The organism is Dryocola baronae (assembly GCF_051297175.1).
In the GTDB taxonomy this organism is placed as follows: domain Bacteria; phylum Pseudomonadota; class Gammaproteobacteria; order Enterobacterales; family Enterobacteriaceae; genus Dryocola.
On record NZ_JBINNY010000002.1, the window covers coordinates 1 to 26,996 of the forward strand.

Sequence of the window (26,996 nt, forward strand, 5' to 3'; positions counted from 1 at the left end):
ATGTCCGTTCCACGTCTGTTGTCCCCACATTACCGCCGGATAGCTGAAATACTGCGCTTTACCCTTGCATCAGGTGTATTGCGAGTCGGCGACAGGATGATCTCCGCGCGTAAACTGGCCGAACGTGAGCAAGTTAGCCTCCCAACGGCACTGGAAGCACTCCGTTGTCTTGAGGCCGAAGGCCTGATTGTTGCGCGTCCGCGTTCGGGCTACTTCGTTTGCCAGATAAACACACCTCAGAACATGCAGTCTTCCCATCATTTACCTGGCCCAGTCCCCGTGACAATGTCAGCAGTAGCCCGTTCACTATTCAGTAGCGCAGAAGCCCGTCTGGTGCCGCTTGGCGCAGCGCTGCCCGATCCTATATGGCTGCCAACAGCTACGCTACAGCGGGCGCTGCAGACAGCAAGTCGTCGCCTGGACGCACACGGGCAAAACTACAGCCTGCCGCCGGGAAGGGCAGACCTGCGCAGAAATATAGCCGTACGCGCTGCACAGTGGGGTGCCCGTTTTGGTCCGGATGATCTCGTAATTACGGCTGGCGCGACGCAGGCACTGCGTCTGGCTCTTCGGGCTGTATGTCAGCCAGGTGATGTAGTGGCAATTGAGCAACCCGCCTACTTCGGTACGCTCCTCCTGCTGGAGGACTTAGGCCTCAAGGCATTGCAAATCCCCACGGATCCCGCTGAAGGCTTGTTACTGGCACCTCTGGGTGAAGCTATTCAGCGGCACCGTCCCGCAACCGTGCTAGCTTCGCCCACGGTGCAAAACCCACTCGGTGCCAGTATGCCCGTCACTCGTAAGCAGGAACTTGTTGCTCTTATTGAACGTGCAGGCATCCCTTTAATTGAGGACGATGTGTATGGTGACCTGGCCGGTGAGGGGCAGCGTCCTCCGGCCTGCAAGGCCTTCGACCAGAGTGGGAGTGTGATTTACTGCAGTTCATTATCCAAAACCCTTGCCCCGGGCTGGAGAATCGGTTGGATTGCGGCAGGACGCTACCACACGCAGGTTTTGCAGGCTCGCATGGCCGGGGATTGGGCAGGCGCACCGCTGATTGAAGCAGCCGCGAGCGATATACTGGCAAGTGGAGACTACGAGCGTCATCTGCGGCGCCTGAAGCTCCGGGTCACGGAGGGGGTACAAGCTGTTATCGCTCGGGTCAAGGCAAGTTTCCCTCCGGGCACTCGTGTTGCCGTACCGACAGCAGGTTTCTTGTTGTGGATAGAACTTCCGCATCCGCTGAATGCACTGGGGGTATATCGTAGCGCGCTGGCGCTGGGCATTGGTGTCAGTCCTGGCCTCCTTTTTTCCCCAGGGGAGGAATTTCAGAACTTCCTGCGGTTAAATTGTGCGAATGAACCCTCACCCATTTTGCTCAATGCAGTGGAACAGATCGGTGCGCTTTGTCATGAACTGGTTGGTCAGTGCTAATGACTAATACATGCCTAAGTTCACACTAATCCCTCTACTACCCCAAGAGGACAAAAGTGGGCTTGTCTGCTTTCATGAGATTAATTCAGTATGATATTATTCACGTCCGCTTTTGGCACAAAGCAGACATGCTGATGTGAATCATCCGCTATGAACGATGAGCGGATATAATTAGCAGCCTTAGAGCTCAAATACCTATGGTTCTCTAAAGATAAAGGCGGAAATCATTATCAAATTTTTGTTTAGAACATGGAGTAAGACTAATGATTATTAATGTAAGAACAGCTCAACTTTCTGATATTGATGGTATGTTCGAAGTGAGAACATCGGTAAAAGAGAATCATTTGAGTCGTGAGGAAATGCGGCAGATGGGGATTACCGAAAGCGTGGTGGCCGATATGATTGAGAAAAATCATTGCGCATGGGTTGCGACCGAAAACGACAAAATCATCGGTTTTACAATGATTTTGCCGGATGAAAGTTGTCTTTTTGCGGCTTTTGTTCTTCCGGAATATGAAGGCAGAGGTGTAGGTCGCAGGCTTGTTGTGCTAGCTGAGGAGGAATTATTCAAACATCATGAGATTGCCTGGCTGGAAACCAATAAAAATAGTCGCGCGGCGAAATTCTACATGCAACTGGGTTGGGGCAATGAAACCAATATTAACGACACTGATATCAAATTAGAGAAACGTCGCGGTATTTAAATTTAATGTCCGTAGTTCTGCTATGAGCGAAAAGCAGAATCTTCGCTCATAATGACTGATTTTTACCATCACATTTGACCTGCCCCCAGTATTAGATACAACCGTTAGTTAGTAATGTCGGTTTGTTTATCTTCACATTTTCCATTCCGCCACCGTGCTGCAAACTCTGATGGCGTCTGATAATTCAGTGCTGAATGTGGACGACACTCGTTATAATCCTGCCGCCAGTTATTAATGATTTTCCTTGCATGAACGATATCGCTGAACCAGTGCTCATTCAGACATTCATCGCGAAATCGTCCGTTAAAGCTCTCAATAAATCCGTTCTGCGTTGGCTTGCCCGGCTGGATTAAGCGCAACTCAACACCATGCTCAAAAGCCCATTGATCCAGTGCGCGGCAAGTGAACTCCGGCCCCTGGTCAGTTCTTATCGTCGCCGGATAGCCCCGGAACAGTGCAATGCTGTCCAGAATTCGCGTGACCTGAACGCCTGAAATGCCGAATGCGATGGTAATTGTCAGACACTCCTTCGTGAAGTCGTCCACACAGGTCAGGCACTTGATCCTGCGACCGGTGGCCAGTGCGTCCATGACAAAATCCATCGACCAGGTCAGGTTGGGCGCCGCCGGGCGGAGCAGAGGCAGACGTTCTGTTGCCAGCCCTTTACGACGTCGCCTGCGTTTTACGCCCAGCCCGCTCAGATGATAAAGGCGGTACACGCGCTTATGATTAACATGAAGGCCTTCACGGCGCAGTAACTGCCAGATGCGGCGGTAGCCAAAACGCCTGCGCTCCAGTGCCAGCTCAGTGATGCGCCCTGATAAATGCGCATCAGCCGCCGGACGCTGAGCCTCATAGCGGCAGGTCGACAGGGACAAACCTGTAAGCCTGCAGGCACGACGTTGCGACAGACCGGTCGCATCACACATAAACTCAACGGCTTCCCGCTTCTGGTCTGTCGTCAGTACTTTCGCCCCAGTGCCACCTGAAGTGCCTCCTTATCCAGCATGGCTTCGGCAAGCAGCTTCTTGAGTCTGGCGTTCTCTTTCTCAAGCAACTTCAGGCGCTTAACCTCGGGTACTTCCATGCCGCCATACTTCTTGCGCCAGGTATAAAAGGTGGCGTCGGAAATGGCGTGCTTGCGGCAGAGCTCACGGGCAGAAACCCCGGCTTCAGCCTCGCGGAGAATACTGATGATCTGTTCGTCGGAAAAACGCTTCTTCATGGGGGTGTCCTCATGTGGCTTATGAAGACATTACTAACATCGCGGTGTATTAATCAACGGGGAGCAGGTCACATTCAACATAACATCCCTGCTGCGCCTTTCAGCGACGCCACAACAATGTGAGGCTAAGGAAATTCTTTACACATAAAAACACTTAACGGATCCGCTGTGTATGGGGGAAATGCATCGCACATTTCGTACCCGCATCTGCGATACAGTGATATAGCCGGTTGCTGGTAAATCCCTGTTTCAAGCCGTAATAGGCGCGAACTTTTTTCTGAAGCAATCGTCTCGATTGCATTGACTATCTGCTCTCCGAGTTTCCTGCCCCGGTATTCCGGTCGAATATAAACCCGCTTAATCTCGGCTGAGCCATCAGCCTGAAACAGCAAAGAACCACAACCGGCAGGTGAACCATCATGATCGTGCACAATGATGCACCGGAGCTGCTCGTCACTGACTGTTGAAAGATCCAGACAGTGATTACTTTCTGCCGGATACAGTTCGCTCTGAAAGGCATCCAGCTCGCTGACTAACCACACCAGGTTAGAATCATCTTTATCGACTTCTGAAATTTTGAACATTCGCTATCCCCAATCCAGTTTTAGCTACTGAAAATATCATGACTGTTTCGCCTTTGACATCCATACATATTTATCATAAAAGTTATTATTTGCAATATCGGTCTAGCAGCAGAGTAGAAATTTCCGCTCCTGGCACACAGCGGACTTTACTTACATAGATGATGAGTCAGGCTGCTAGTCACAAAGGTCGTAAGAATTACAGCTTTATTTAAAATTGAATTTTGTATGTGTATTAAAGTCTATTTCCGTAGGATGCTTTACTTATTATATTAAAAATGAAAAAAAATCTATGGATTATTGACAGTGCAAACTATACTTATATTGTAAGTTGAACATAAGTTTTTTTACATAAACATACAGATTAGTTTGACATGGATCGCATTATAGTGGAGAGTCAATAATGTTTACAACTTTCAGTCCCTCGGATCAATCGAATGTGTTACCGGTAGAAAATACAGTCGGACGAGTCATTGTTGTGGGGGCGGGATATTCAGGGATTGCAGCAGCAAATGCTCTGAGTAATAATGGTGTAGACGTCATTATCTTGGAAGGACGCTCAAGAATTGGGGGGCGCACGCATACCGTCTCTTTGGCAGGTACAAAAACGGAAGCTGGTGCTGGCTGGATCCATTCGCCGCAGGGTAATCCTCTGTCACAGCTCGCAAAAGCATCCTCTGTAAAAACCAGCTCATTCGGCTTACATGACATTTATGCCAACCTACAGCTTGTAGACTGTCCAGGAACAATCTTGGACAGACTTAAGCGGGACAGGATAATCGATGCGGTTAACGCAGTCGAAGATGAGTTGTTCAAGAATTTTAAACAGTATCCATCCTCGCATACTGTTGCAGAATTACTCGATGCCGAGATACACAATTGTGAAGATAAAGAGCTGAGCGACTGGATAAAATTTATTGTACTCACCGGATTCGAAGCTGACCTGGCCTGTTCTGCCGACGAAATATCCGTATCAAACTATGCCATTGATTCCGGCTTCTCGGGAAAGGATGAATATGTCATAGGTGGATACAGCAACATGCTTAATATCATGGCAGCTGGTTTGACTATTGTTAAAAACACCGTGGTCAGTAAGGTATTGCAAACGCCTACAGGCGTAGAGATAACCTGCTCGAACGGAAGAGTAGAATGCGGATCACATGTCATACTAAGCGTACCACTTGGCGTGTTGAAAGCTGAGTTAATAGAGTTTACACCTCCCTTATCACCTGAGAAAAAGAAGGCTATCTCTCAACTAGGTTTCGGGGGGTTTGAAAAACTCATTTTCGTGTTTGAAAAAGCATTCTGGCAATCCGCTAAACAGGATATTAAAGGTATATTATTAAAGGGCGATCCGCTACTTCCTTACTGGATTGATGTTTCAGTAACAAATGGTAAGCCTACACTTGTCGCACACGTAACCGGGCATCGGGCGCTTGAAATGAACCGATTAAGCGATGAGGCCGTACTTGAGAAGGCTATGTTTGCGCTTTCCAATGTATATAAGGATATGCCTGACCATCCCTCAGAGTGGTACAGAACTCATTGGGCTCAAGATCCTATGAGCCGTGGTGCATATACACATATTACGCCTGGTGGCTCCGTTGAGGAGATTAACCAGCTGAGCATGCCAGAAGGGCGAATACTTTTTTCTGGGGAGGCGACTTCAGCAGAACGTTTTGGATATGTAGATGGTGCATATCTTTCTGGCTTAAGAGAAGCACAGAGGCTGACAGGCGGCGACCCGGTAGCAATATTCTTGAACACTACAGAATAGTTTGAGAAGCGGGCTTATTGAAAGTTAAATATTGAATTGACTAACTAAAAAATGTAAATAAGCCCGTTTAAATCACATTCATTTTGATGAAGTTAGCTTAATCAAAAAAGTAGAAAGAATAACCAGATGGTTATAAAACAGGTGACTTTTTATCATAAAAGGGTTTTGTTCATACGTTTTTTTCTTCGATGTACTGACAGAAACGCAGTAGATAACCATCTGGATCTTGAACAAGAAACTCTCTTTGACAAGAAAGTGTATTCCCTATGTTATATTCGTTATCACGCATAGTGCGAAACATCAGTACATTATTGGCCTTCAAACTAGAATATAAAGTTGTAATGTCATCAACTTCTATTTGAAAGTTTACTCCCCGACCAAGAGGGTTGATAAGATCCCCCGTAATCCAACCTTCAGGATGATACTGTTCGAGCATCAACTGCGCTTCTCCCAAAGAGATATATGCAAACTCCGGGTCATTACGTCTAATCATGATTTCAAACCCAAGCATTTCAACATAAAACCGAATCGATGCGGAAAAATCATAAACGGTCAGCTCAGGAACCATACGATTCCAGTAAATAATATTTTCTTTTGTCATTTTTACCGTTATAAGTTAATTGTTGAAAATTTAAAAATCAACTACCTAAAAGGCACCTTGTGAGATAAATATATATAACCTTTCGTAGAGATTACGTCTCAATATAACTATGATATATATTTAGTCAATATTTTTCTAACTCTTAAATTTCATATTATAATTTTCCTTTCTTTCTAGTAGCTCATTTTTAGCTTTCAATATGGCAATTTCTTGCCTCGCAGTATAGAGTTCAGCTTGGGATTGAATATAAAGTTCGAGAACTTCTCCTTTATATATAAGAAGGTCTCGATAAACTTTTACCATTTGTCTTGCATCGGTGAGACTTGCATCAGCTTTGATAAGCTTATCACGATATTCGATACAGGATGAATTGTGAGAAAAACCTTGGGAAAAGAATTTTTTTATTTTTTTAACTTCATTAAAAATGAACTATAAGTAGTATTAGTTTTATCATCGTTAATATATTTAGAAAATACCTCCCTCTTTAAAAGGTAAACGTCTGAATTAAATTGTGCACCGGTTTTTTTATCGGCTAGAGTACATGTTAGTCCTTCAGCATTTGATATGAAAGGGATGATAATCAAAAACAATATAAATACTATATATTGTTTTTTGACACACGCATAGAGTTTTTTTATCAAACATCAAATTCGCCCTCTTTACATAACTCATAATCGAATGATATTTTTAAATATTACAATACCGTTAAAAAACTGCCAAAAAAACGGAATAATAGTGTAAGTAATGACTTTCAAACTCACATAATACGAAAAAGTATTTCCATACCTCATGAATTCTAAAAACTGCCTCATACATTGTTGCATTTAATTAGCATTTAAACTCAAGGAATACCAGTGCTGTACCATGACTTTCCAACGCATAAGCTAAATACTCATTAAGGTTTAGTTCTAGCATTATAAGTACTACCTTTGTTTTACAACCTGGATTTTATTTTGGTACAAAAAGAAATAAAAGTCTAAGGAGATTTTTATACTTTTATAAATGAAGTTTTTGGTTCATGAAATTGGTTTATGGGTTTTTTATACTGTTTTATAGTGATAACCGTTAACATAAATAGTCAATTGTTATGAAAAATAATTTATTATTAGAACAATCCACTTAATTAGAATAGGTCGGAGCGATCAAAATATTTATAACCAATAGATAAAAACTATCATATGATATAAATCAATCGTTTAGAACAAATTTACCACGGTGAGTAATCGATATATTATCCGGACCACTCAGGACGATAAATATTGGATGGCTCTATGACGGAATATAGATTTTCTTACCCAGGTGCAGAAGGAGGACTATTCGATTTGGGGGTGAAGTCTTTAAAGGAAGGTCTGGGGGATAGTGATTTAACGGATAAATACATATTTATTCAATTTGAATTGGCTTTTCTCGGTCAGTTATTGCCCAGCAAGTTCGTTGATGTTTTAGTAAAGTTTTCAGAGAAGGATATAATATTAGTATCCAGCAATGAGCTTTTACCTTTGGCACAGTTATACTCACAGTTTTTTCGTAACGTGGTTGGCGTCATTGAAAACTGTTGCCCCCTTAGTGAAATTGTACGGCGCTTGCTAAGTAAGGAGAACTTAAGTACAGAACCCTTGTTAAAAAGCGTAACCTTCACAATGAGGCAGGCTCTTATTTTAGAATGTTTTTATCAGGGGCAAAGCATAAATATGATTGCTCAAAAATTTAAAATTGATACGAAAACTGCCTATACCTATAAGCATTACTTAACAAAAAAACTTTCATTAAAACAAATTAGCCATCTGACAATGCTATAAATTAGCAACTTCTTAAATCTTAAAATGAATTCTTTTAAATTAATTATAACTTGATCTGACTAAGGTTAAGTTATAACATTTAGAATAAGCCAATGTTCATTTATGATGTTTTTTTGATGAGGTAATTATGTATTACATAGAAAAAACGGATTCATCCTCTTTTTCGAGACTTATCGATATATGGGAATCCTCCGTCAGATGCACACACTTTTTTTTAGAAGAAAGTGATATTGCTGAACTAAGGCCATTGATACTAAATTCATACCTCCCAAACCTCGATGTTTACATCGCACGTGATCTACATGGGGTAATCTCAGGTTTCATAGCAGTTAATGAAAATCACATAGAAATGCTTTTCATTGACGAAAGAAATCGCGGTCAAGGGATCGGCAAGTTACTGATTAAATTCGCTATAACATCATTAAAGGTAGACCGGGTTGACGTTAATGAACAAAATTTGCAAGCGGTAGTTTTTTACCAAAAAATGGGTTTTTTTGCAAAATCTCGCTCCGAAGTTGATGGACAAGGAAGACCTTTTCCGTTGATACATATGGAGCTTTCAAATGAAAACCGTCAACAGTAGCTTATAACTCATTGAACCTTATGATGGATACTTCTAAAATGCCGGTAAAATATTTAGTTTTTTCACTAAGATCCAGATATTACCGCCTCTAACTTTAAGACTAACATCATCTCGGATTATTTTTTTTAGCAAATTTTCACCTTTTATTCCGTCATACATTTTACAATAACTACTTAAGTCGGTTTCAATCCTGTCAGGAAGAGCGATAAGAGGCAGGATACTAAATTACTAGGCAGAGTGCATGGACACTAATCTTCTCGGCTTTATACCTGCGCTTTTGCCCGTTGCGCTATCTCCAGGTGCAAGTTTCACACTTGTCATGAGCAGCGCTCTGGCAGGGGGACCAAATGGTCTTTTCAGAACCCTCGCCGGAACAGCTTTGGGGATTTACACCCATGCGATCCTTATTGGACTCGGTATAACTGCAGCTATTGTCTCATCGCCCGGGATTTATAGTATCTTGAAAATTGTGGGGACCGTTTATCTTCTTTGGTTAGGTGGCATGCTAATACTAAGCGGTTTGAATGCTAAGCACCATAAACCTACTAGTCGGCAATCTTCAATTACGGTGAGAGAAGCGTGGTTCGCTAACGTTCTAAATCCCAAAGCCATTGTTTTCTATCTTACTGTTGTTTCGCAATTTGCAGGAAAACATGGGGGATTAAGTAATTACTTGACCTTAGCATCGTTTCACATAGCAGTTATGAGCATCTGGCTTATCACTTTAAGTTACACGCTCGTTTTTACTACTAAAAATGCCAATCCATTAAGGCTTAAGAAATATGTAAACATTGGAGGAGGGGCGCTGCTCATTATGTTTTCACTCTATAGCATCATTTTCTAAATCATTATTAGTAAAATGTAAATGAGGCAACCTTGCATTCACTTTAATAAGTGTATGTCGCCACGGGCAAATAACCGCAGAGCCGCTCGGCGAACTCCGCCAGCTCGGCAAGCAGCCTCGAGTAGTCAGAGAGGAGCTGACCTGCTCCGCGCTGAATTATCAGAAGCCGTTCGTCAGTGCAAAAGGTAGGTTTGAGACAATTGCAGTTAAAGGGCATTATCGGGTAAACAGCGGAGAAATGGCAGGGCGAGCGGCGGTCGCAGGTGTCGGTTTTGCCATTCTCTCGAAACAAGCCTGCCAACCCTATATCAACGATGGGCGACTCATCGAGATTGAGCTTGAGCAGTCGGCAGCCCCATTGCACTTGTTTGCACTTTATTCCAATCGGCGCTACTTGCCCGCGAAAACAAGAGCACTTATTGATTTTATACATCAGGAGTTGAGTCATCTCCCCTTGGTAACGTAAGACCGTATTGAGCAGCCACAACAAATGAATAGCCCCGAGTTTCGTAGACACTTTTTTGCCTCATAATGGAGGCTCAATGAAGGAGTGTTTATGTCAGCCAAAAATTTCACTGAAGAATTCAAAATTGAAGCCGTAAAACAGATTAACGAGTAGGGATACCCTGTTTCTGAGGTTGCGGCACGACTCGGTGTTTCTACCAACAGCCTGTACGCGTGGATTAAGCGTTACCAAAAACCTGAACCACAGCGAAAGCAGGACGATGCACTTCAGCACGAAGTAAAGCGCCTCAGGCAAGAGCTTAAACGGGTGACTGAAGAGCGAGATATTTTAAAAAAGGCCGCCGCGTACTTTGCAAGAACGTCAGGCTGAAGTACGCCTTTATTAAAAAAATGTCGTCCTTTTATGCTGTACGCCGGTTGTGCCTGGTTCTTGGCCTCCATTACAGCGGTTATTACCAGTGGCTAAAGCGGCCTCAATCTTTGCGTGCCAGGCAAGATAAGCGCCAAACAGGTCTCATTAAGCAACTGTGGCTTGAAAGTGGTACGGTTTATGGTTATCGAAAAATCTGGCTCGATATGAAAGACCTGGGTGAACGAGCCGGGCGTAACAGGATAGCGCGCCTGATGAGGCTTGCAGAGTTGGCTTCTCAAACCGGATACAGGAAGCGACGCTATTACGGCGGCGGAAAGCCTTCAGTTGCCAGCCCTAATTACCTTGAACGCCAGTTCACTGTCCCTACCCCAAATACTCATTGGGTGAGTGACATGACCTATATAAGAACGCATGAGGGTTGGTTGTATCTGGCTGTTGTTGTCGATCTTTTCTCGCGCCGGATTATCGGCTGGAGTATGGGTGGACGAATGACAGCAGAGTTGGTGATGGACGCCTTGTTGATGGCGGTGTGGCGACGCAAACCAGCGGCAGAAGTACTAATCCATTCGGATCAGGGTTCTCAATATACGAGCGAAAGATGTCAGCACTTTATGACAGCGCACAATTTAAAAAGCAGCATGAGTCGTCGTGGTAATTGCCATGATAATGCAGTGGCAGAAAGCTTTTTCCAGTTGCTGAAACGAGAGCGCATAAAGAAACGGATCTATAAAAATAGAGAAGAAGCCAAGGCTGATATCTTCGATTATGTAGAGATGTTTTATAATGCTAAACGTCGGCATAGTGCCTGTGAGGATCAACCCCCTGCAGTTTATGAAAGTGCCTGGTTTAGGAGGCACGGAACCGTCTAGGAAATCCGGGTCTATTCAATCCGCTATGAACGATGAGCGGATATAATTAGCAGTCTTAGAGCTCAAATACCTATGGTTCTCTAAAGATAAAGGCGGAGATCATGATCAAATTTTTGTTTAAAACATGGAGTAAGACTAATGATTATTAATGTAAGAACAGCTCAACTTTCTGATATTGATGGTATTTTCGAAGTGAGAACATCGGTAAGCGAGAATCATTTGAGTCGTGAGGAAATGCGGCAGATGGGGATTACCGAAAGCGTGGTGGCCGATATGATTGAGAAAAATCATTGCGCATGGGTTGCGACCGAAAACGACAAAATCATCGGTTTTACAATGATTTTGCCGGATGAAGGTTGTCTTTTTGCGGCTTTTGTTCTTCCGGAATATGAAGGCAGAGGTGTAGGTCGCAGGCTTGTTGTGCTAGCTGAGGAGGAATTATTCAAACATCATGAGATTGCCTGGCTGGAAACCAATAAAAAAAGTCGCGCGGCGAAATTCTACATGCAACTGGGTTGGGGCAATGAAACCAATATTAACGACACTGATATCAAATTAGAGAAACATCGCGGTATTTAAATTCAATGTCCGCAGTTCTGCTATGAGCGAACTGTGGACATTGAATAGTTGGGACTGGATTTTTTCGTATCAATCATCCTATCTCGATTATGAATCAGCCTATGAGTCGCGTCTCATCAGGTATTCGTCATGAAACACTCCATCAACGCATAGCGCATCGGCATCTGTCGCCCATACTTTGAACCCGAAGGAACGATAAAGCGCATGCGCTGCCTGGTTAGTTGTAACAACTGACAGTTTTACGGTTTTGGCCGAACTAGCGGCTTCGAGCGCCGCATCCATTAATCCTGATGCAAGCCCGGCCCCTCTCTTCCCGACACGAACATACATTCCCCAGATGTTCGCCACATGACTCAACTTTAGTAACGAGCTGCAGCTAACACCAATCATGCCCTGCAAGGTATTGTGAACATCAAAACCGCCGAAAACATGGCTTGTCTGCAGCTGTTCAGCGAAGAACTGCATTGATTTCTGACTGCATTCGTCGTAGGAAGCGCCAAAGGCTTCCGGATGAAGATGCAGAGCTTCCAGCCTCAATTCCCTGAAAACGTCCAGATCGCTCACGGTTATGCGCCGTATTGTAAATGCTTCCACTCATGGCTCCTTGCTGTACCAGATTTTATTATCACAACTTAATTAAAATAGCATAAGAGTTCGTATGAAGCTCCGCTTCTGGCAAGAAGCAGACATGCTGATGTGAATCGTCCGCTATGAACGATGAGCGAATATAATTAGCAGCCTTAGAGCTCAAATACCTATGGTTCTCTAAAGATAATGGCGGATATCATTATCAAATTTTTGTTTAAAACATGGAGTGAGACTAATGATTATTAATGTAAGAACAGCTCAACTTTCTGATATTGATGGTATGTTCGAAGTGAGAAGATCGGTAAGCGAGAATCATTTGAGTCGTGAGGAAATGCGGCAGATGGGGATTACCGAAAGCGTGGTGGCCGATATGATTGAGAAAAATCATTGCGCATGGGTTGCGACCGAAAACGACAAAATCATCGGTTTTACAATGATTTTGCCGGATGAAGGTTTTCTTTTTTCGGCTTTTGTTCTTCCGGAATATGAAGGCAGAGGTCTAGGTCGCAGGCTTGTTGTGCTAGCCGAGGAGGAATTATTCAAACATCATCAGATTGCCTGGCTGGAAACCAATAAAAATAGTCGCGCGGCGAAATTCTACATGCAACTGGGTTGGGGCAATGAAACCAATATTAACGACACTGATATCAAATTAGAGAAACGTCGCGGTATTTAAATTTAATGTCCGTAGTTCTGCTATGAGCGAAAAGCAGAATCTTCGCTCATAATGACTGATTTTTACCATCACATTCAACATAACATCCCTGCTGCGCCTTTCAGCGACGCCACAACAATGTGAGGCTAAGGAAATTCTTTACACATAAAAACACTTAACGGATCCGCTGTGTATGGGGGAAATGCATCGCACATTTCGTACCCGCATCTGCGATACAGTGATATAGCCGGTTGCTGGTAAATCCCTGTTTCAAGCCGTAATAGGCGCGAACTCTTTTCTGAAGCAATCGTCTCGATTGCACTGACTATCTGCTCTCCGAGTTTCCTGCCCCGGTATTCCGGTCGAATATAAACCCGCTTAATCTCGGCTGAGCCATCAGCCTGAAACAGCAAAGAACCACAACCGGCAGGTGAACCATCATGATCGTGCACAATGATGCACCGGAGCTGCTCGTCACTGACTGTTGAAAGATCCAGACAGTGATTACTTTCTGCCGGATACAGTTCGCTCTGAAAGGCATCCAGCTCGCTGACTAACCACACCAGGTTAGAATCATCTTTATCGACTTCTGAAATTTTGAACATTCGCTATCCCCAATCCAGTTTTAGCTACTGAAAATATCATGACTGTTTCGCCTTTGACATCCATACATATTTATCATAAAAGTTATTATTTGCAATATCGGTCTAGCAGCAGAGTAGAAATTTCCGCTCCTGGCACACAGCGGACTTTACTTACATAGATGATGAGTCAGGCTGCTAGTCACAAAGGTCGTAAGAGGGCGATAACTATTCCCCCATGGCTGCAAATAAACACCGGTATTACAGATTTTCACGCAGACTCAATATTTTTATGAAGCGCTTTAATCCGGTAAGCCTGTGAAGCACTGTAATCTGAAGCATCCGCTTTTCACCGCACTTTCTCATTTAGGTTATTGCATTTACTATATCGCATATAGGTAATGTGATTCATCGTATAGACTATTGTTATAGGTATGTCTGTTTAAAAAACAAGCTTGTCGTACAATAATTCTCAATATCCAAACTGAATCCCCCCAGAGTCTACAGGTGTATGAAGATATGAGAGGTTATTATATTGAAAATCAGCGAAAAAATTTGTTACGCTTCACTTTGCTGAATCCAGAAAGATTGGATTTAACTTAACTCTCTACTATCTACTATCTACTATCTACTATCTACTTATGGTACATAATGGTGCAGTAGTGAAAAGAGAAAAATAAGAAAACATTTGCACATGCGACCATATATTTTACAAAATCACCAAGGTCATTTATGATTCAAAAACTCATGACGCCAAGATAATTAAAATTATATATTTTACAATTAATCACAAATTTAATTGTATTTCTACACACTTCAATTTATATACAATTTTTTGTTATTGAAGTCGAATAATACTTTTTTACCCGCTAATAAGTTATTACCGATGAGGCCATCAATCTTATCCATATGTTTAAAATCCCCGGAAACAACAACAGCACCAAAACGCGTTGGAACACCATCTCTTTGCGAGATTTCTAAGAATGTTGCCTTGCATCCTTCATTATCCATCTCAGGATGAACTGCGAGGCAACTAGTAAAATTGCGAGACTTCAATCTTTCATCCCAAATCATAGAAACGGTTGCACCGGTATCCAGAATTAAATGGTACTTATGGCCGGACTGGTTAGCTTCCATAACAATACCATCGGAAGAAATTGCAAAATCATATTCTTTAAAACCATTATTAATAATATTGTTATATATATTTCCTTCAGAAATGGTTAACATTTCATTTTTATAGTCTAGCATGATTTGCTTATTTGCAAACAGCCCAAGTCCAGCTACCGAGTTTTGTGGTAGATCACCTGTTCCTGATAACATAAGACCCCACTTCTTGAACGGAGTAACTGAGATATCAGTTAGTAAGATCCCATCCACATCCATAGATTTAACCGTGTATTCAATGTTTTCCTGAAATTTTCCGGCACCGTCGGTGCTACGATACGTACGTGTGTATTTCAGACCTTTGATCTTTTTCATCTCTGAATCTTGAATATGTAAACCAAACTTTGAACCTGTGTCAATCATTACATATACAGGGTTTCCATTAATTGATAAAGTTGTATGGGGTGTACCGTATTCGAAGTTAATTTTTTTAGTGATAGTCTTACTATATCCATCAGAAATACAACCTGTAAAAGGCGCGATTAACGCCGTGATAAAAATAGAAATATTAAATTTTTTCATGTTTCGTCCGTTGAAATTATTTTATGTAATAAAATTGAACACTTAAAACCAGTCTGTTTGTTTGCTTGCTACAGTCTATAAGAATATTTTACAGCTTTACTTTAAGTTGAATGCTGTATGTGTATTAAAGTCTATTTCCGTAGGATGCTTTACTCATTATATTAAAAATGAAAAAAACCTATGGGTTATTTACCGTGCAAACTATACTTATATTGCAAGCTGAACATAAGTCTTTTTACATAAACATACAGTTATGTTTGACATGGATCGCATTATAGCGGATAGCCAATAATGTTTACAACTTTCAGTCCCGCGGATCAATCGAATGTGTTACCGGTAGAAAATACAGTCGGACGAGTCATTGTTGTGGGTGCGGGATATTCAGGGATTGCAGCAGCAAATGCTCTGAGAAATAATGGTGTAGACGTCATTATCTTGGAAGGACGCTCAAGAATTGGTGGGCGCACGCATACCGTCTCTTTGGCAGGTACGGAAGCTGGTGCTGGATGGATCCATTCGCCGCAGGGTAATCCTCTGTCACAGCTCGCAAAAGCATCCTCTGTAAAAACCAGCTCATTCGGCTTACATGACTTTTATGCCAACCTACAGCTTGTAGACTGTCCAGGAACAATCTTGGACAGACTTAAGCGGGACAGGATAATCGATGCGGTTAACGCAGTCGAAGACGAATTGTTCAAGAATTTTAAACAGTATCCATCCTCGCATACTGTTGCAGAATTACTCGATGCCTAGATACACAATTGTGAGGATAAAGAGCTGAGCGACTGGATAAAATTTATTGTACTCACCGGATTCGAAGCTGACCTGGCCTGTTCTGCCGACGAAATATCCGTATCAAACTATGCCATTGATTCCGGCTTCTCGGGAAAGGATGAATATGTCATAGGTGGATACAGCAACATGCTTAATATCATGGCTGCCGGTTTGCCTATTGTTAAAAACACCGTGGTCAGTAAGGTATTGCAAACGCCTACAGGCGCAGAGATAACCTGCTCGAACGGAAGAGTAGAATGCGGATCACATGTCATACTAAGCGTACCACTTGGCGTGTTGAAAGCTGAGTTAATAGAGTTTACACCTCCCTTATCACCTGAGAAAAAGAAGACCATCTCTCAACTGGGTTTCGGGGCGTTTGAAAAACTCATTTTCGTGTTTGAAAAAGCATTCTGGCAATCCGCTAAACAGGATATTAAAGGTATATTATTAAAGGGCGACCCGCTACTTCCTTACTGGATTGATGTTTCAGTAACAAATGGTAAGCCTACACTTGTCGCACACGTAACCGGGCATCGGGCGCTTGAAATGAACCGATTAAGCGATGAGGCCGTACTTGAAAAGGCTATGTTTGCGCTTTCCAATGTATATAAGGATATGCCTGACCATCCCTCAGTGTGGTACAGAATTCATTGGGCTCAAGATCCTATGAGCCGTGGTGCATATACACATATTACGCCTGGTGGCTCCGTTGAGGAGATTAACCAGCTGAGCATGCCAGAAGGGCGAATACTTTTTTCTGGGGAGGCGACTTCAGCAGAACGTTTTGGCTATGTAGATGGTGCATATCTTTCTGGCTTAAGAGAAGCACAGAGGCTGACAGGCGGCGACCAGGTCGCGATATTCTTGAACACTACAGAATAGTTTGAGAAGCTATTGTTTTTTAACACATGCATAGAGCTTCTTATCAAACATCAAATTCCCCCTCTTTACATAAATCATAATCGAATGATATTTTTAAATATTCAATTTTCAAATTTACAATACCGTTAAAAAACTGCCAAAAAAAAGAATGATAGTGTAAGTAATGACTTTCAAACTCACATAATACGAAAACTTGTTTCCATACCTCATGAGTTCTAAAAACTGCCTCATACATTGTTGCATTTAATTAGCATTTAAACTCAAGGAATACCAGTGCTGTACCATGACTTTCCAACGCATAAGCTTAATACTCATTAAGGTTTAGTTCTAGCGCGTTGGGGATTTACACCCATGCGATCCTTGCCTTGTCGAGGCTCAGATCGGCAACCAGCCTCTTCAGCCGCAGATTTTCCTCTTCCAGTTGCCGCATATGCTTCAGCTCCGAAGGAGAAATGCCGCCGTATTTTTTACGCCACGTATAGAAAGTGGCATCCGAAATGCCCAGCTTGCGACAGACGTCCGGCACTGACGTACCCAGTTCAGCCTGCTTCAGGACAAAAACAATCTGCTCTTCGGTGAATCACAGATTTGGTGCGCATATTGATATTTATGTTAAATATCAATAGGTTGAATTAATATCTAATCAAGTCACCACACTCTCCTTATTTGTCTGCGTCTATAACAGACTTATTTCATTTATCACCACTCCCACTATCCGCTATTTTTTGCAGCCATAGCGCACTCCTGGAGACGATGGATTTGTCATCATCACCGCACAGAGTAATGAGGGGTTGATGGATATTCATGATCGCCGTCCGCTGGTTCTCGGCGCAGCCCACGCGAATGAATGGTTAAACCCGGAACTGAGCGCCTCTGCGGCAGTGACATTGCTTACAGAAGGTGCGGTACCAGCGGATGAATTCGACTGGCACCCAGTGCGCCAACCGCTCGGCAATATTCGCAACAACGGTGTTGAGCTGATCCAAAAGATATCTTCTCCCGATGTGTGACCAAGGCTTCGCTGAACACACGACTTAGGGCAAAGAGACAGCAAATCGGATAAAGCTATGGGCGGGTAACCCGCTTCTAATTGGCTGAGCTGGTGTCCCCCTAAGCGGCAGTTCCATCGTAAATGAATGATGTTGTTATCAAGCTGTACTCCCCTTCGCTCAGCAGACAGAGCTGTTGTCTTCAACACAACCGGTCGCTGGTTCGACTGAAGCACGGTGTACCACTTCTGGATAGATGGAAAAATTTATATGTTATGAGCACTTTTCGAGGGCCTCTTGGAAAACGGAAAACATCCTACGCTAAGCCTTTTTTTAAGCAGGTATGACGGTCCGCTTTGTGCCAGAAGCGGACGTTTCAGGTTTAAACATGGGCAGGTAAGAGTATTAACTAGTCCGGTATACACACCCGGATACGGTGCCCGTCGGGATCTAACGCAACGAACGTCTTGCCAAAAACAGCCTGTTTGGGCTCCTGTTCTATCTGCACACCGCTGTCTAACCACTGCTGATATAGCGCATCAACCTCCTTAATATCTTTAACCATAAAACTCAGCTCAGTTCGGTTACCTTCACCGCAGGATACAAAGTCTCTCGCCGTTGTTGACCATAGTCCGAGGTTCAGGCCGTTATTGAAGGAAAAAGCCGCCCACGTCGGAAGCATTACGTCTGGTTCTTTATTAAATAGCTTTTGGTAAAATCCGCTGCTGGCGATCGGGTTATTAACATAAAGAATGATCAGGTTAGGTATCATGAGTCTCTCTCGTCAAAAAAAAATGAGACTTCACTATCGCAGGGAGCATTGACAGAACATGTCAGCATCAGGACCGAAGCGTGCAGAGCGCCTACTCAATCTTCTACAGATTTTATATCAGCATCGATATCCGGTAAGCGGAAACTGGCTTGCTCAAGAATTTTCCGTCAGCCTTCGCACGCTTTACCGTGATATTTGCGCACTGCGTGCTCAGGGGGCAGACATTCAGGGAGAAGCCGGAACGGGATTTATCCTCTCCCGGAGCCATCATTTGCCGCCTGTGATGTTTACCCCTGAGCAGCTCGACGCACTGGCGCTCGGATTGCGTTGGGTAGCAGCATATGGTGACGCAGGTATCGCAAAAGCGGCTTCTGAGGTGACGGGTAAGATCCGGCAAGGTCTGCCCGCAAAGTTAAAGACGCTGTTTGATGACTCGATGCAATTAGTTGGAAAGACTCAGGTTGCCCATCACAATTTTGAAAATCTGAACTCTCTTCGAAGTGCCATCAGGAGGAGACAGAAAATCCGGGCTGGCTATACAGACAGGCTGGGTAATGTAAGTGAAAGAACGATATGGCCTTTCGCTTTAGGTTACTTCTCCGGTGATATTGTGCTTGCGGCATGGTGTGAAAAACGTAATGCCTTCCGCCATTTCGACGTAACGCGATTAACATTTCTTCAGCTTGTGCCGGAAAGTTATCCCCATTCCCAGCATCGCTTACTCGGGGTTTGGGGAGCAACGGAACAGTAACCGCCGTTAAGCGGTCATTTTAAATGGTCATTAATTTATTTATCAATAAATTATATCTCTTCATTGAAAGTTCTCAGCTCTCCCTTACTGACGGATTCCGGCACTGTAAATGAATAGCGCCCCTGCATATTGATATGCCCACACTGTAATGGTGAAAGTTTCTCAACATCTGAATCCAAAACCGGATAACCCTCACGCCTGAGCTGCTGAATTGCTGCATCCATGTATATCGTGGTTGGCCTGTCGCCCGTTTGCAGTGTTTTCATGATGGACATGACGTTCAGTCGTCCAAGTTTGAGGGACGCAATCAGCCGCAAAATATCATCCCAGTGTGGCTCTGTTTTTTTCCAAAATTAAGGCGATGCGAAGATATCGCGTTAAACGGGCCGTAATCTGCTTTAGGGTCGGTGCGCCAGAATCTGGCTCCCCCCGTGTCCGCGATCCTTGGACAAAAACGATATCCCAGCAGGCGGAAAAGCCCGAAAATAACATCGCTGTATGCCCCCGTATCGGTCATTATCTGGTATGGCATTTGATCCGTTTGTTGCTCAAGAACGACAGCCAGGATGACCAGGCTATCCCTGAGGGTTCCAGGAACAACGATGTCGTTTATCCCCGAATACTGGTCAGATATCAGGTTGTACCATGTAACTCCACGTCCTTCTTTGAAGTATTTAGGATTGGGGCCGGCATGTACCGTGCGCACAGGAACAACAAATCGCATACCATCGGCTGACGCCACCTCACCACCACCCCAGATGTTCGCCAGGGGAACGCCACTTTGTGCTGAGACCTGAATGGCGTTGGCTGCCCGAATCGTTTCATCTCTGATGTAATTGCTGTCTGTCCATGTCAGACGGTCACGCTTCAGTGCCGCGACATCATTACGTATAAAGGGCTCCGGACCGGTGTTACAGGCTTCTGCCATCAGCATGGCGCAGATGCTGATATTCAGGTCCGAGACGCGGGAGCTTTGCTCTGATGAATGGGTAAAGGAACCGGTGAAATGTGTCCGGGCATCGATTTCCAGTATCAGTTCAGGCAAATCAACACGTGGCAACATGTCGGCCACCCGCTGCCGCAATGCGATCAATGATGGTGTTTCTTCAATGGCATCCAGAGGACTCAGGATCAGCTCAGTTTTATCGCCATTCTCCGCAAATCTGACTGCCGGGTTTTCCGGTAGTCGGTCCAGCACATCACGATATGTTGAATCCAGTTCTGTTGCGATTGCCGACAGAGTGGCACCTGGTACTAATGATAATCCCAGAGAGCGACAGATTACTGGACGCAGAACTTCCCATTCCTTACCTTCGATAAGTCCTGCCCGGGGATCTGCATAACGCCAGCTGGGGGTGACATAAATATCCCGTTTTTTCAGTGTAAGCTGAAGTTCCTTGAGTGCACAAAACGTATAGGCGTGAAAATCAATGCTGCCATCTTTTCTCATCGCATGTTGCTGCCACGGTTTATTGATTATTTCACGTGGTGCATCGTTATCTGTCTTTTTCTTTTTTAAATTAACTTCAATCCAGCTAAGTGCATTAATTAATGTCTCTGCTGAGGCATTACCTTCAAAATGTATTCCGGACAGTAAATCAGGTAAAAATCGCCGTACCGTTTTGAATTTCGCATCAAGTTCATTGAAATAAACGTTATTGGCCGGACGAATAATTGATGTCACATTATTGATTGCATGCTTCAGTACATCTTCGGGGATAATATTGAAGATATTATCACGAACATCGCTATCGGGTAACTTTTCGTCAAGGATCATCCGGCATGCTTTTGCCAGTATTTCTGCTGCACGATCCAAATCTTTAAGTGTTCGCTGGCGGTTTCGTTTATCTGCCTGAACCGCTTCATTGAACAGATCCCGGAGTAGTGCTTCAAGTAATTCAAGTACATCATCCTGAGCCGTCGCCTCCATGCAGCAGGAGAATGCAACAAGCGTAGCCAGTTTTCTTTTTTCTGGTAACCGCTGAAGCGCTGTTGTTTTGGCCGTTGAGGCATAACGTGCCAGGGCCGCAATACGGGTATCCGAAACTGGTGTAATTGCTGGTAATGTCACTCCCAGGTTACGTATTGTCTGGAGGCGGCCCATGGCCTGCACCAGTGATGTGGCATTCACTTTAGTGGGGCCGGTACGTAACTGATCGAGTAACGAATAGCGGCTCCCGGCTGGAACCGAAAGCAGCTCCAGAAGCCGTTGTGCCTGAGAGTCATCAATACAGGTCGCCAGTGACTGCCAGAGCCGGTTTTCAACCCTGCTGCGTAACCGGGCTATATAACGTTCGAGCAACGAATATCCGGGTAACAAGATTTTATGTGATAAAAGCCATCCGGTACATCTTTCAAAAAGAATACCTGGACGACTCGTTCCGGTCCAGCATAAAGAATATAACCAGCGGGTCAGTGAAAATGCCACACGGGTGTCGGTAAATTCCGTGTAACCATATATTTTTGTGATTTCATCTATATGTTGTCGGCGCTGCTTTCCTGAGTTATATATACTGACCTGTTCACTGCCACTCTCAATATGCAGTTGCTCCGCCAGAAAATCTATAACAGCAATCGGTATTATTGTTGTTAAATCGGGGAAACGTCCGAGGTAACGGACTGTACATAATAATACGGCATAGCCCAGCCGGTTATGGTCTCCCCGTTTTTCTGAAATATTCATCCGGTCAAAATCATCAAGATGAAAATAGCGAGCCAGTGTTTCCTTTGTCAGTTCGCCATGATAGTTACCGTAACCTGCTTTTTGCTCTTCGGAAAGAAAATTAACTGGCATTGTAAACCATCCTTAGTTCAGGGGGCATATCACGAATTTTTTTGCGACTGATGGATTGCCCAGACGCGTTTGACCTGGCTGATGCTGCATCCGGCCAGCGTGGCTGTACGTTCAATGGTTAACCCGGACTGCCGGAGGGTAATGATACGCTCATGGGTCACGAGGTCGGCCTTCCTGCCTGCGTACTTGCCTGCAACTTTGGCGAGCTGAACACCCTGTCGCTGCCTTTCCCGCCGTATTTCGTAGTCATCTCGTGCGGTCTGAAGGGCAAGTTTCAGCAACAGCTCCTGAACAGATTCAAGGACAATGCGGGAGACACCATCATTTTCTGCTACCACTTCTGACAAATCCACTATGCCTGGAATAGCCAGCCGGGCACCTTTGTCTCTGATGGAAGCAATCAGTTTTTCAGCTTCAGGAAGAGGGAGACGACTGATACGGTCAATTTTTTCGGCTATCACCACATCACCAGGCTGAAGGTCGGCGATCATACGGAGAAGCTCAGGTCTGTCAGCCCTGGCACCCGATGCTTTTTCCCGATAAATACCAGCGATATAAAAACCACTGGCAATGGCTGTTTTTTCGATGTCAGCCTGGCGAGTCAGATCCTGCTCTGATGTACTGACTCTTTCATAGATGCGAGCAATTTTCATTTACGGTAGCCAAAATGAGTATAGTCAATCTGGCTATCATAAAAGAGGTGGCTAAAAATGGCAATCAGCGATGTAAATTGGCTGGTTGATTTTTGGCTATTTAAAATGACTGGTTAGTGGCGGTCTATTACATTACTTTATTGTCACCCTAAACCACCTCCTGGAGAGGTGGTGATTGATCATGTAATGCTATATGAAGTGGTGAGTTTTTTCGATAATGCAATACTAAAGGATGGCGTATAAATCTTTAACCAACACTATTGTTCATGATGTAATTCATAATATACCTTAACCCATTCTTATCAACTTTATTTTCTTTGTTTGTGGATATATCTACAGGGGAAAATTTATTTTTCCCTTTATCATAGAGAAAGTTATTTTCTGACATATCAGACGGAGCGCAACGTTTTGTGACCATTTCAGCAATAAGAGACATGAAGTTGGCAGTGGCATCAGCTGGAAAGTCTTTTATTTGAGATAAAGGAGTGCCTTCTATTTTATCCATGCGGATAGCTTTGCCGTAAATAACATGTGCAGTATTTTCACCATAAAACATATTGAATGAGTTAGCTTGATTGATAATTTCACTCTCTTCAACGTTATCAAAAAATATCTTTAATACTTTATGGTCATTTTTCGCATCTTCTACAACTATAGCTTCTGCCCCCTCACCAATGGTGGGACCAATGCTATCAGAATATGCATCGACAAAATCCGCAGAGCTCATATATTTCGTTTGGTTAATTGCCTTTGTCTGCACACTATTTTCTGTTTTGATAAAAGTTGAAGGTTTGCAGTTTTGGATGAAAGTCCCTATTCTATCTCTTAATTCGTGGCTTGAACATTGAGATAATATCTTCTTTAGTTCAAAAGCTAACTTTATCGAATAAGTATTTGTTTCTATTGGTTGGTTTTTAATAAATACATTTTTGGCTTCTGCTTTTGTAAGTCCAATGTGAGAATTGGCAATTTTCACAAGCTTATGTAGAGTCTTGTTCGAAAGGTTTTTATTTTCAGTCTTTTTTAAAAGTGCAGTAGTAACTGAGTCGCTATAAATATCAATTCGCTGTTTATTTACAAACATGTCGTGCATCCATTATCAAATGAGTTAAGATAACAAGTAAATAAAATTACATCTATAAAAAAACGACCATGCAGCTCATAAGATATTATGACATGTTCGCCGGGGATGGCGTGTTAAGACGACTTAGGTTTCCCGAATTTGGTTACACTATTTTTACCGAGTTAGGCTAGAAGAATTTTGAAAAATTCAGTGCTGTAAAGCAGGCATATTAATATGTATGAAACTAACACTTTTGCAGTCTCGTTTTTTGTCAGAGAAGTACCATTGAGTGAGTTGCATGTTCCCATACAATCTTTTGATTAATAACTTAATAGCTATTCAACTTGACCACTTAACTACGTTTAGTGTTCCGCTGCTCCTCAAACCCCTATATACGCCCTCCGGTGTGCAGATAGATAGTTAACAGTAGCCGCGATAGGTCAGCCTTTCCAGGTTCCGGGACGCATTCACCTTCACCCTGTACCTGAGAAGGAAGTATGTGTTTCGCGAAGCCGAACGTGGCCGGCTTCCGGTACTTCCGGTGATGCCGGGTCAGCGCAGCCTGACGTGGCCAGTCATGACACGTTTACCGGAAGGGGCACGCAGAATCCCGATGGGAAATAGCGCTGGATCCAAGCGGTTTCTGGCACTCTCCCGGACGGAGTCTGCCAGTGAACGAACGCCTTCATAAGGCAGCCGGTCTGACACACTGTCCGTTGTATTTCATAAGAGTTTTTACAACTGCTCATATCCGGCAATAATTACTTGCCGGAAGTAATTTCATTATATTATTGATATATATAACCATATCTATTTGTATGACGATTGTGGCACAAATCAGGATACTAAATCCGGTATTTGGAAATTATACCAGCCTGGAGGGGGCAAGATAGCGCAGAAGGCAGGAGTTCTGAATGCCGCTTGCGGCATGGAGGTGCCAGCTGATGCAGAATAAAACTCAGCTGGTAAGTGGCACCGTTGCCCGGCGCAGCCGGTTACAGCGTTGATAGATTTCACCTATCGCCCCCTCACCCTGCTAAGCCATACCCGCTTACAGCAATGAAAGCTTTTTGTGCGCGGTCGGAGTGGCACTGGCTAGGCTTTAGCCGCAGACAGGGCGTATCTCCGCGTGCGACGCGAAGCGAGCTACGAGCGTGTACTGAGTTCGTACAGCGATACTTACTGAAGCGGCACTTTTACTAGTTACAACATCCATCATTAAAAGCGACATTGTTCCGGCCCTTCGGGCCGGGCGGATTCGCTTTTTAGTGGTGGGGGCGAAATCTGCCAGTGAGGTGGCCATGTTTGGGGCCCGGCGTTTACGACGGGAGCTACTTAAGTCTCTTTCTGAGCGACGTGGCCATAAGGCCACTGTAAGCGAAGGCATTATCCCCACTGTTCACAGAATTTTCAGAGACAATAGGTTGTTTGCCTGGTGGTTCAAGGGCAAAGGAAAAAGAAGGGGGTGTAAGACTATTTTGCAGCTTTCATTTTATCTACTTGCAGGTTTCTCCTGTTATTCATTTGCGGATTTTTGTGGATAACAGACATACCACATCATCAGAATGCACCTGCAGTGAGAAACTTTGTCTTGCTGTGGCCGTAAACAGCTCAGGAAAGGGGGAAAATAGAGAAACAGGCAGATAACAGGCAGCACAAAACGCCCCGACGGGGCTGGCAACATTCAGGCAGATAAATCTGAGGGTCAGTGTGGCGGCGGTAACGCCAGTGCCAGCTCAAGCTGATATAGGCGCTGTATGGCCAGCTGCTCCAGGCGTTGCGGCGTACACCAGTAAGCCTCATCTGGCGCCATCGTCTTCAGCACGAACTGTGACATTTCATACACCTGGCTGTCACGGGGCAATCTGGCCAGACGATTAGCCCGTTTGCGATCCGCCCCTCTCTGGCGTCGAAACTTCAGTGCTTCGGCACGTTTTTGCGCGGCCCAGCGCTGACGCGCGGTATGAGGCGACAGCTCATCATGATCACTCATCACACCTTCCGCAATCAGACGGCGACGTTCTTCGCTCTCACGCAGCTTCTTCTGCTGCTGTGCCTCAAGTTTCACAAGATCCACACCTAACATGGTGAAGCCCAGCGCGGTGATCCAGACATATTTAGGGAACCAGGTGCGGGACTCTCGATCCCAGGTCTTTTCTTCCGAGATGGCCAGTACGCCAAATCGGATTTGCTCATCGATAAGCCGGGACAGGCGCGACACTGTCACCTCCTGTCCTGCAATCAGCTGACCCTTTTCGTCCTTCGGGCTGATTTCATACGCCAGACGTGACACACACATTCCAACGGAATGTTTGCCGGCATCGCAGAAGCTCACCAGTGCTGGCCAGAGTGCATCCAGCAGATACTGTTTCTCAGGGCGGAAGGCATATTTACGACCGGCACGTTCGCGTTCACGGACATAGAGTGGATGGCGGGACATGTGCATCCGCAAACGGGGCTGGCCAGTCTGCGGATCTTTCATCACCAGGCGGTGATAAGCATGGCCAAGCTGGCCACCGAGGGCTTTATAATGAGCAGGTCGGAACCATTCAGGTCGGGCACATTTGGCTTTAGTGGAGTGTTCGCCACGGCGGCGCAGCGTTTTTTTCCTGACGGGTTCAACCAGAAAGGCTTCTTCACAGCGATCGCTTAACCCTTGCCAGAAACGGTCCGGGTCTTCGATATCAGGATGGAATTTAGGATTATGTAAAGGTTGTTCAGTCACACCTTCCCGCGCTTATGTTGCACGGAAGGAGTACGCACAAGAGGTCTTGAATTTCTCTGAGCATGAATCTATACTCCCCGCATAGAGCAACAGCTTCTATGCAGTTTTAGTAGGACCCCGTTAATCTAATCAGCCCGCCAAAGTTGAAGAAGATTATCGGGGTTTTTGCTTTTCTGGCTCCGGTAGATCCTCAGAACCAGTTCCCTGCCACTTTCTGGCGTGGCTCAACCATAAATTCTGTAA

At 44.3% G+C, this 26,996-nt stretch carries 23 protein-coding genes and 4 pseudogenes; 14 read left to right on the forward strand and 13 right to left on the reverse strand.

The features are described from left to right. Both ACSPHG_RS23720 and ACSPHG_RS23725 read left to right on the forward strand, forming a co-directional pair. Positions 1-1,434 carry an aminotransferase-like domain-containing protein gene (locus ACSPHG_RS23720; RefSeq protein WP_435956084.1) on the forward strand — a complete coding sequence of 478 codons (1,434 nt, stop codon included), beginning with the start codon at positions 1-3 and terminating at the stop codon, positions 1,432-1,434. 263 nt (positions 1,435-1,697) lie between these two features. Next, positions 1,698-2,138 carry a GNAT family N-acetyltransferase gene (locus ACSPHG_RS23725; RefSeq protein ID WP_435956085.1) on the forward strand — a complete coding sequence of 147 codons (441 nt, stop codon included), beginning with the start codon at positions 1,698-1,700 and terminating at the stop codon, positions 2,136-2,138. 104 nt (positions 2,139-2,242) lie between these two features. On the opposite strand, the gene ACSPHG_RS23730 is transcribed toward ACSPHG_RS23725, so the two are convergent. Together ACSPHG_RS23730 and ACSPHG_RS23735 are read right to left on the reverse strand one after the other, a co-directional pair. Then, positions 2,243-3,363, reverse strand: a protein-coding gene (locus tag ACSPHG_RS23730; protein WP_435956086.1) for an IS3 family transposase whose coding sequence is annotated in 2 segments (ribosomal slippage) — positions 2,243-3,105 and positions 3,105-3,363 — 1,122 coding nt in all. Because the reading frame shifts where the segments join, the coding sequence is not laid out codon by codon here. Between the two features lie 125 nt (positions 3,364-3,488). Continuing rightward, the gene (locus ACSPHG_RS23735) at positions 3,489-3,947 is read right to left on the reverse strand and encodes a GNAT family N-acetyltransferase (protein WP_435956087.1); all 459 of its coding nucleotides are present in this window, start codon (positions 3,945-3,947) and stop codon (positions 3,489-3,491) included. Positions 3,948-4,347: 400 nt separating this feature from the next. On the opposite strand from ACSPHG_RS23735, the gene ACSPHG_RS23740 reads away from it, so the two are divergent. Then, on the forward strand, positions 4,348-5,721 hold the full coding sequence (locus ACSPHG_RS23740; RefSeq protein ID WP_435956088.1) for a flavin monoamine oxidase family protein: 1,374 nt from the start codon (positions 4,348-4,350) through the stop codon (positions 5,719-5,721). Positions 5,722-5,890: 169 nt separating this feature from the next. On the opposite strand, the gene ACSPHG_RS23745 is transcribed toward ACSPHG_RS23740, so the two are convergent. Further along, positions 5,891-6,322, reverse strand: coding sequence for a bleomycin resistance protein (locus tag ACSPHG_RS23745; protein ID WP_435956089.1), 432 nt, complete (start codon positions 6,320-6,322; stop codon positions 5,891-5,893). A 1,271-nt stretch (positions 6,323-7,593) separates the two neighbouring features. Here ACSPHG_RS23745 and ACSPHG_RS23750 point away from each other — a divergent pair. The 6 genes and pseudogenes from ACSPHG_RS23750 (at position 7,594) to ACSPHG_RS23775 (ending at position 11,834) form a co-directional block, all read left to right on the forward strand. Next, positions 7,594-8,121 (forward strand): LuxR C-terminal-related transcriptional regulator, encoded by a 528-nt coding sequence (locus tag ACSPHG_RS23750; RefSeq protein ID WP_435956090.1) that lies wholly within the window; start codon positions 7,594-7,596, stop codon positions 8,119-8,121. A 127-nt stretch (positions 8,122-8,248) separates the two neighbouring features. Next, positions 8,249-8,704, forward strand: a complete 456-nt coding sequence (locus tag ACSPHG_RS23755) for a GNAT family N-acetyltransferase (RefSeq protein ID WP_435956091.1) — start codon at positions 8,249-8,251, stop codon at positions 8,702-8,704. A 241-nt stretch (positions 8,705-8,945) separates the two neighbouring features. Continuing rightward, positions 8,946-9,548: a LysE family translocator gene (locus tag ACSPHG_RS23760; protein ID WP_435956092.1), complete on the forward strand. Its 603-nt coding sequence runs from the start codon at positions 8,946-8,948 to the stop codon at positions 9,546-9,548. A 127-nt stretch (positions 9,549-9,675) separates the two neighbouring features. Further along, a pseudogene (locus ACSPHG_RS23765) lies at positions 9,676-10,014 on the forward strand (LysR substrate-binding domain-containing protein); the annotation flags it as partial. A gap of 90 nt (positions 10,015-10,104) precedes the next feature. Further along, positions 10,105-11,255: pseudogene (locus ACSPHG_RS23770) on the forward strand (IS3 family transposase). 138 nt (positions 11,256-11,393) lie between these two features. Further along, a complete protein-coding gene (locus ACSPHG_RS23775; RefSeq protein WP_435956093.1) occupies positions 11,394-11,834 on the forward strand; it encodes a GNAT family N-acetyltransferase in 441 nt (146 codons plus the stop codon). Positions 11,835-11,933: 99 nt separating this feature from the next. Here ACSPHG_RS23775 and ACSPHG_RS23780 read toward each other — a convergent pair whose 3' ends face one another. Then, entirely contained in the window at positions 11,934-12,428 is a 495-nt protein-coding gene (locus ACSPHG_RS23780; protein WP_435956094.1) for a GNAT family N-acetyltransferase, read from the reverse strand. 229 nt (positions 12,429-12,657) lie between these two features. Between ACSPHG_RS23780 and ACSPHG_RS23785 the strand changes: the two genes are divergently transcribed. Continuing rightward, positions 12,658-13,098, forward strand: a complete 441-nt coding sequence (locus ACSPHG_RS23785) for a GNAT family N-acetyltransferase (protein WP_435956095.1) — start codon at positions 12,658-12,660, stop codon at positions 13,096-13,098. Between the two features lie 125 nt (positions 13,099-13,223). Here the strand turns inward: ACSPHG_RS23785 and ACSPHG_RS23790 are convergent, their stop codons facing one another. Together ACSPHG_RS23790 and ACSPHG_RS23795 are read right to left on the reverse strand one after the other, a co-directional pair. Beyond that, positions 13,224-13,682: a GNAT family N-acetyltransferase gene (locus ACSPHG_RS23790; RefSeq protein WP_435956096.1), complete on the reverse strand. Its 459-nt coding sequence runs from the start codon at positions 13,680-13,682 to the stop codon at positions 13,224-13,226. Positions 13,683-14,474: 792 nt separating this feature from the next. Further along, a complete protein-coding gene (locus ACSPHG_RS23795; RefSeq protein WP_435956097.1) occupies positions 14,475-15,347 on the reverse strand; it encodes a hypothetical protein in 873 nt (290 codons plus the stop codon). 291 nt (positions 15,348-15,638) lie between these two features. On the opposite strand from ACSPHG_RS23795, the gene ACSPHG_RS23800 reads away from it, so the two are divergent. Both ACSPHG_RS23800 and ACSPHG_RS23805 read left to right on the forward strand, forming a co-directional pair. Then, a complete protein-coding gene (locus tag ACSPHG_RS23800; protein WP_435956098.1) occupies positions 15,639-16,100 on the forward strand; it encodes an FAD-dependent oxidoreductase in 462 nt (153 codons plus the stop codon). Positions 16,101-16,145: 45 nt separating this feature from the next. Beyond that, positions 16,146-17,006: a flavin monoamine oxidase family protein gene (locus ACSPHG_RS23805; RefSeq protein ID WP_435956175.1), complete on the forward strand. Its 861-nt coding sequence runs from the start codon at positions 16,146-16,148 to the stop codon at positions 17,004-17,006. 364 nt (positions 17,007-17,370) lie between these two features. Here the strand turns inward: ACSPHG_RS23805 and ACSPHG_RS23810 are convergent. Continuing rightward, positions 17,371-17,586: pseudogene (locus ACSPHG_RS23810) on the reverse strand (transposase); the annotation flags it as partial. 187 nt (positions 17,587-17,773) lie between these two features. Here ACSPHG_RS23810 and ACSPHG_RS23815 point away from each other — a divergent pair. After that, the gene (locus ACSPHG_RS23815) at positions 17,774-18,016 is read left to right on the forward strand and encodes an SOS response-associated peptidase family protein (protein WP_435956176.1); all 243 of its coding nucleotides are present in this window, start codon (positions 17,774-17,776) and stop codon (positions 18,014-18,016) included. 388 nt (positions 18,017-18,404) lie between these two features. Here ACSPHG_RS23815 and ACSPHG_RS23820 read toward each other — a convergent pair whose 3' ends face one another. Further along, positions 18,405-18,767 carry a VOC family protein gene (locus ACSPHG_RS23820; RefSeq protein ID WP_435956099.1) on the reverse strand — a complete coding sequence of 121 codons (363 nt, stop codon included), beginning with the start codon at positions 18,765-18,767 and terminating at the stop codon, positions 18,405-18,407. 58 nt (positions 18,768-18,825) lie between these two features. On the opposite strand from ACSPHG_RS23820, the gene ACSPHG_RS23825 reads away from it, so the two are divergent. Beyond that, the gene (locus tag ACSPHG_RS23825; RefSeq protein ID WP_435956100.1) at positions 18,826-19,518 is read left to right on the forward strand and encodes a helix-turn-helix transcriptional regulator; all 693 of its coding nucleotides are present in this window, start codon (positions 18,826-18,828) and stop codon (positions 19,516-19,518) included. A gap of 50 nt (positions 19,519-19,568) precedes the next feature. On the opposite strand, the pseudogene ACSPHG_RS23830 reads toward ACSPHG_RS23825, so the two are convergent. The 5 genes and pseudogenes from ACSPHG_RS23830 to tap form a co-directional block, all read right to left on the reverse strand. Then, a pseudogene (locus ACSPHG_RS23830) lies at positions 19,569-22,312 on the reverse strand (Tn3 family transposase). Positions 22,313-22,341: 29 nt separating this feature from the next. Beyond that, a complete protein-coding gene (locus ACSPHG_RS23835) occupies positions 22,342-22,965 on the reverse strand; it encodes a recombinase family protein (RefSeq protein WP_000684988.1) in 624 nt (207 codons plus the stop codon). A gap of 247 nt (positions 22,966-23,212) precedes the next feature. Then, positions 23,213-24,049, reverse strand: a complete 837-nt coding sequence (locus tag ACSPHG_RS23840) for an OspG family effector kinase (protein WP_435956101.1) — start codon at positions 24,047-24,049, stop codon at positions 23,213-23,215. 1,684 nt (positions 24,050-25,733) lie between these two features. Beyond that, positions 25,734-26,753, reverse strand: coding sequence for a plasmid replication initiator RepA (repA, locus tag ACSPHG_RS23845; protein ID WP_435956102.1), 1,020 nt, complete (start codon positions 26,751-26,753; stop codon positions 25,734-25,736). Further along, positions 26,746-26,817, reverse strand: a complete 72-nt coding sequence (gene tap, locus ACSPHG_RS23850; protein ID WP_435956177.1) for a RepA leader peptide Tap — start codon at positions 26,815-26,817, stop codon at positions 26,746-26,748. The genes repA and tap overlap by 8 nt, the downstream gene beginning before the upstream one ends. Between the last annotated feature and the right edge of the window lie 179 nt (positions 26,818-26,996).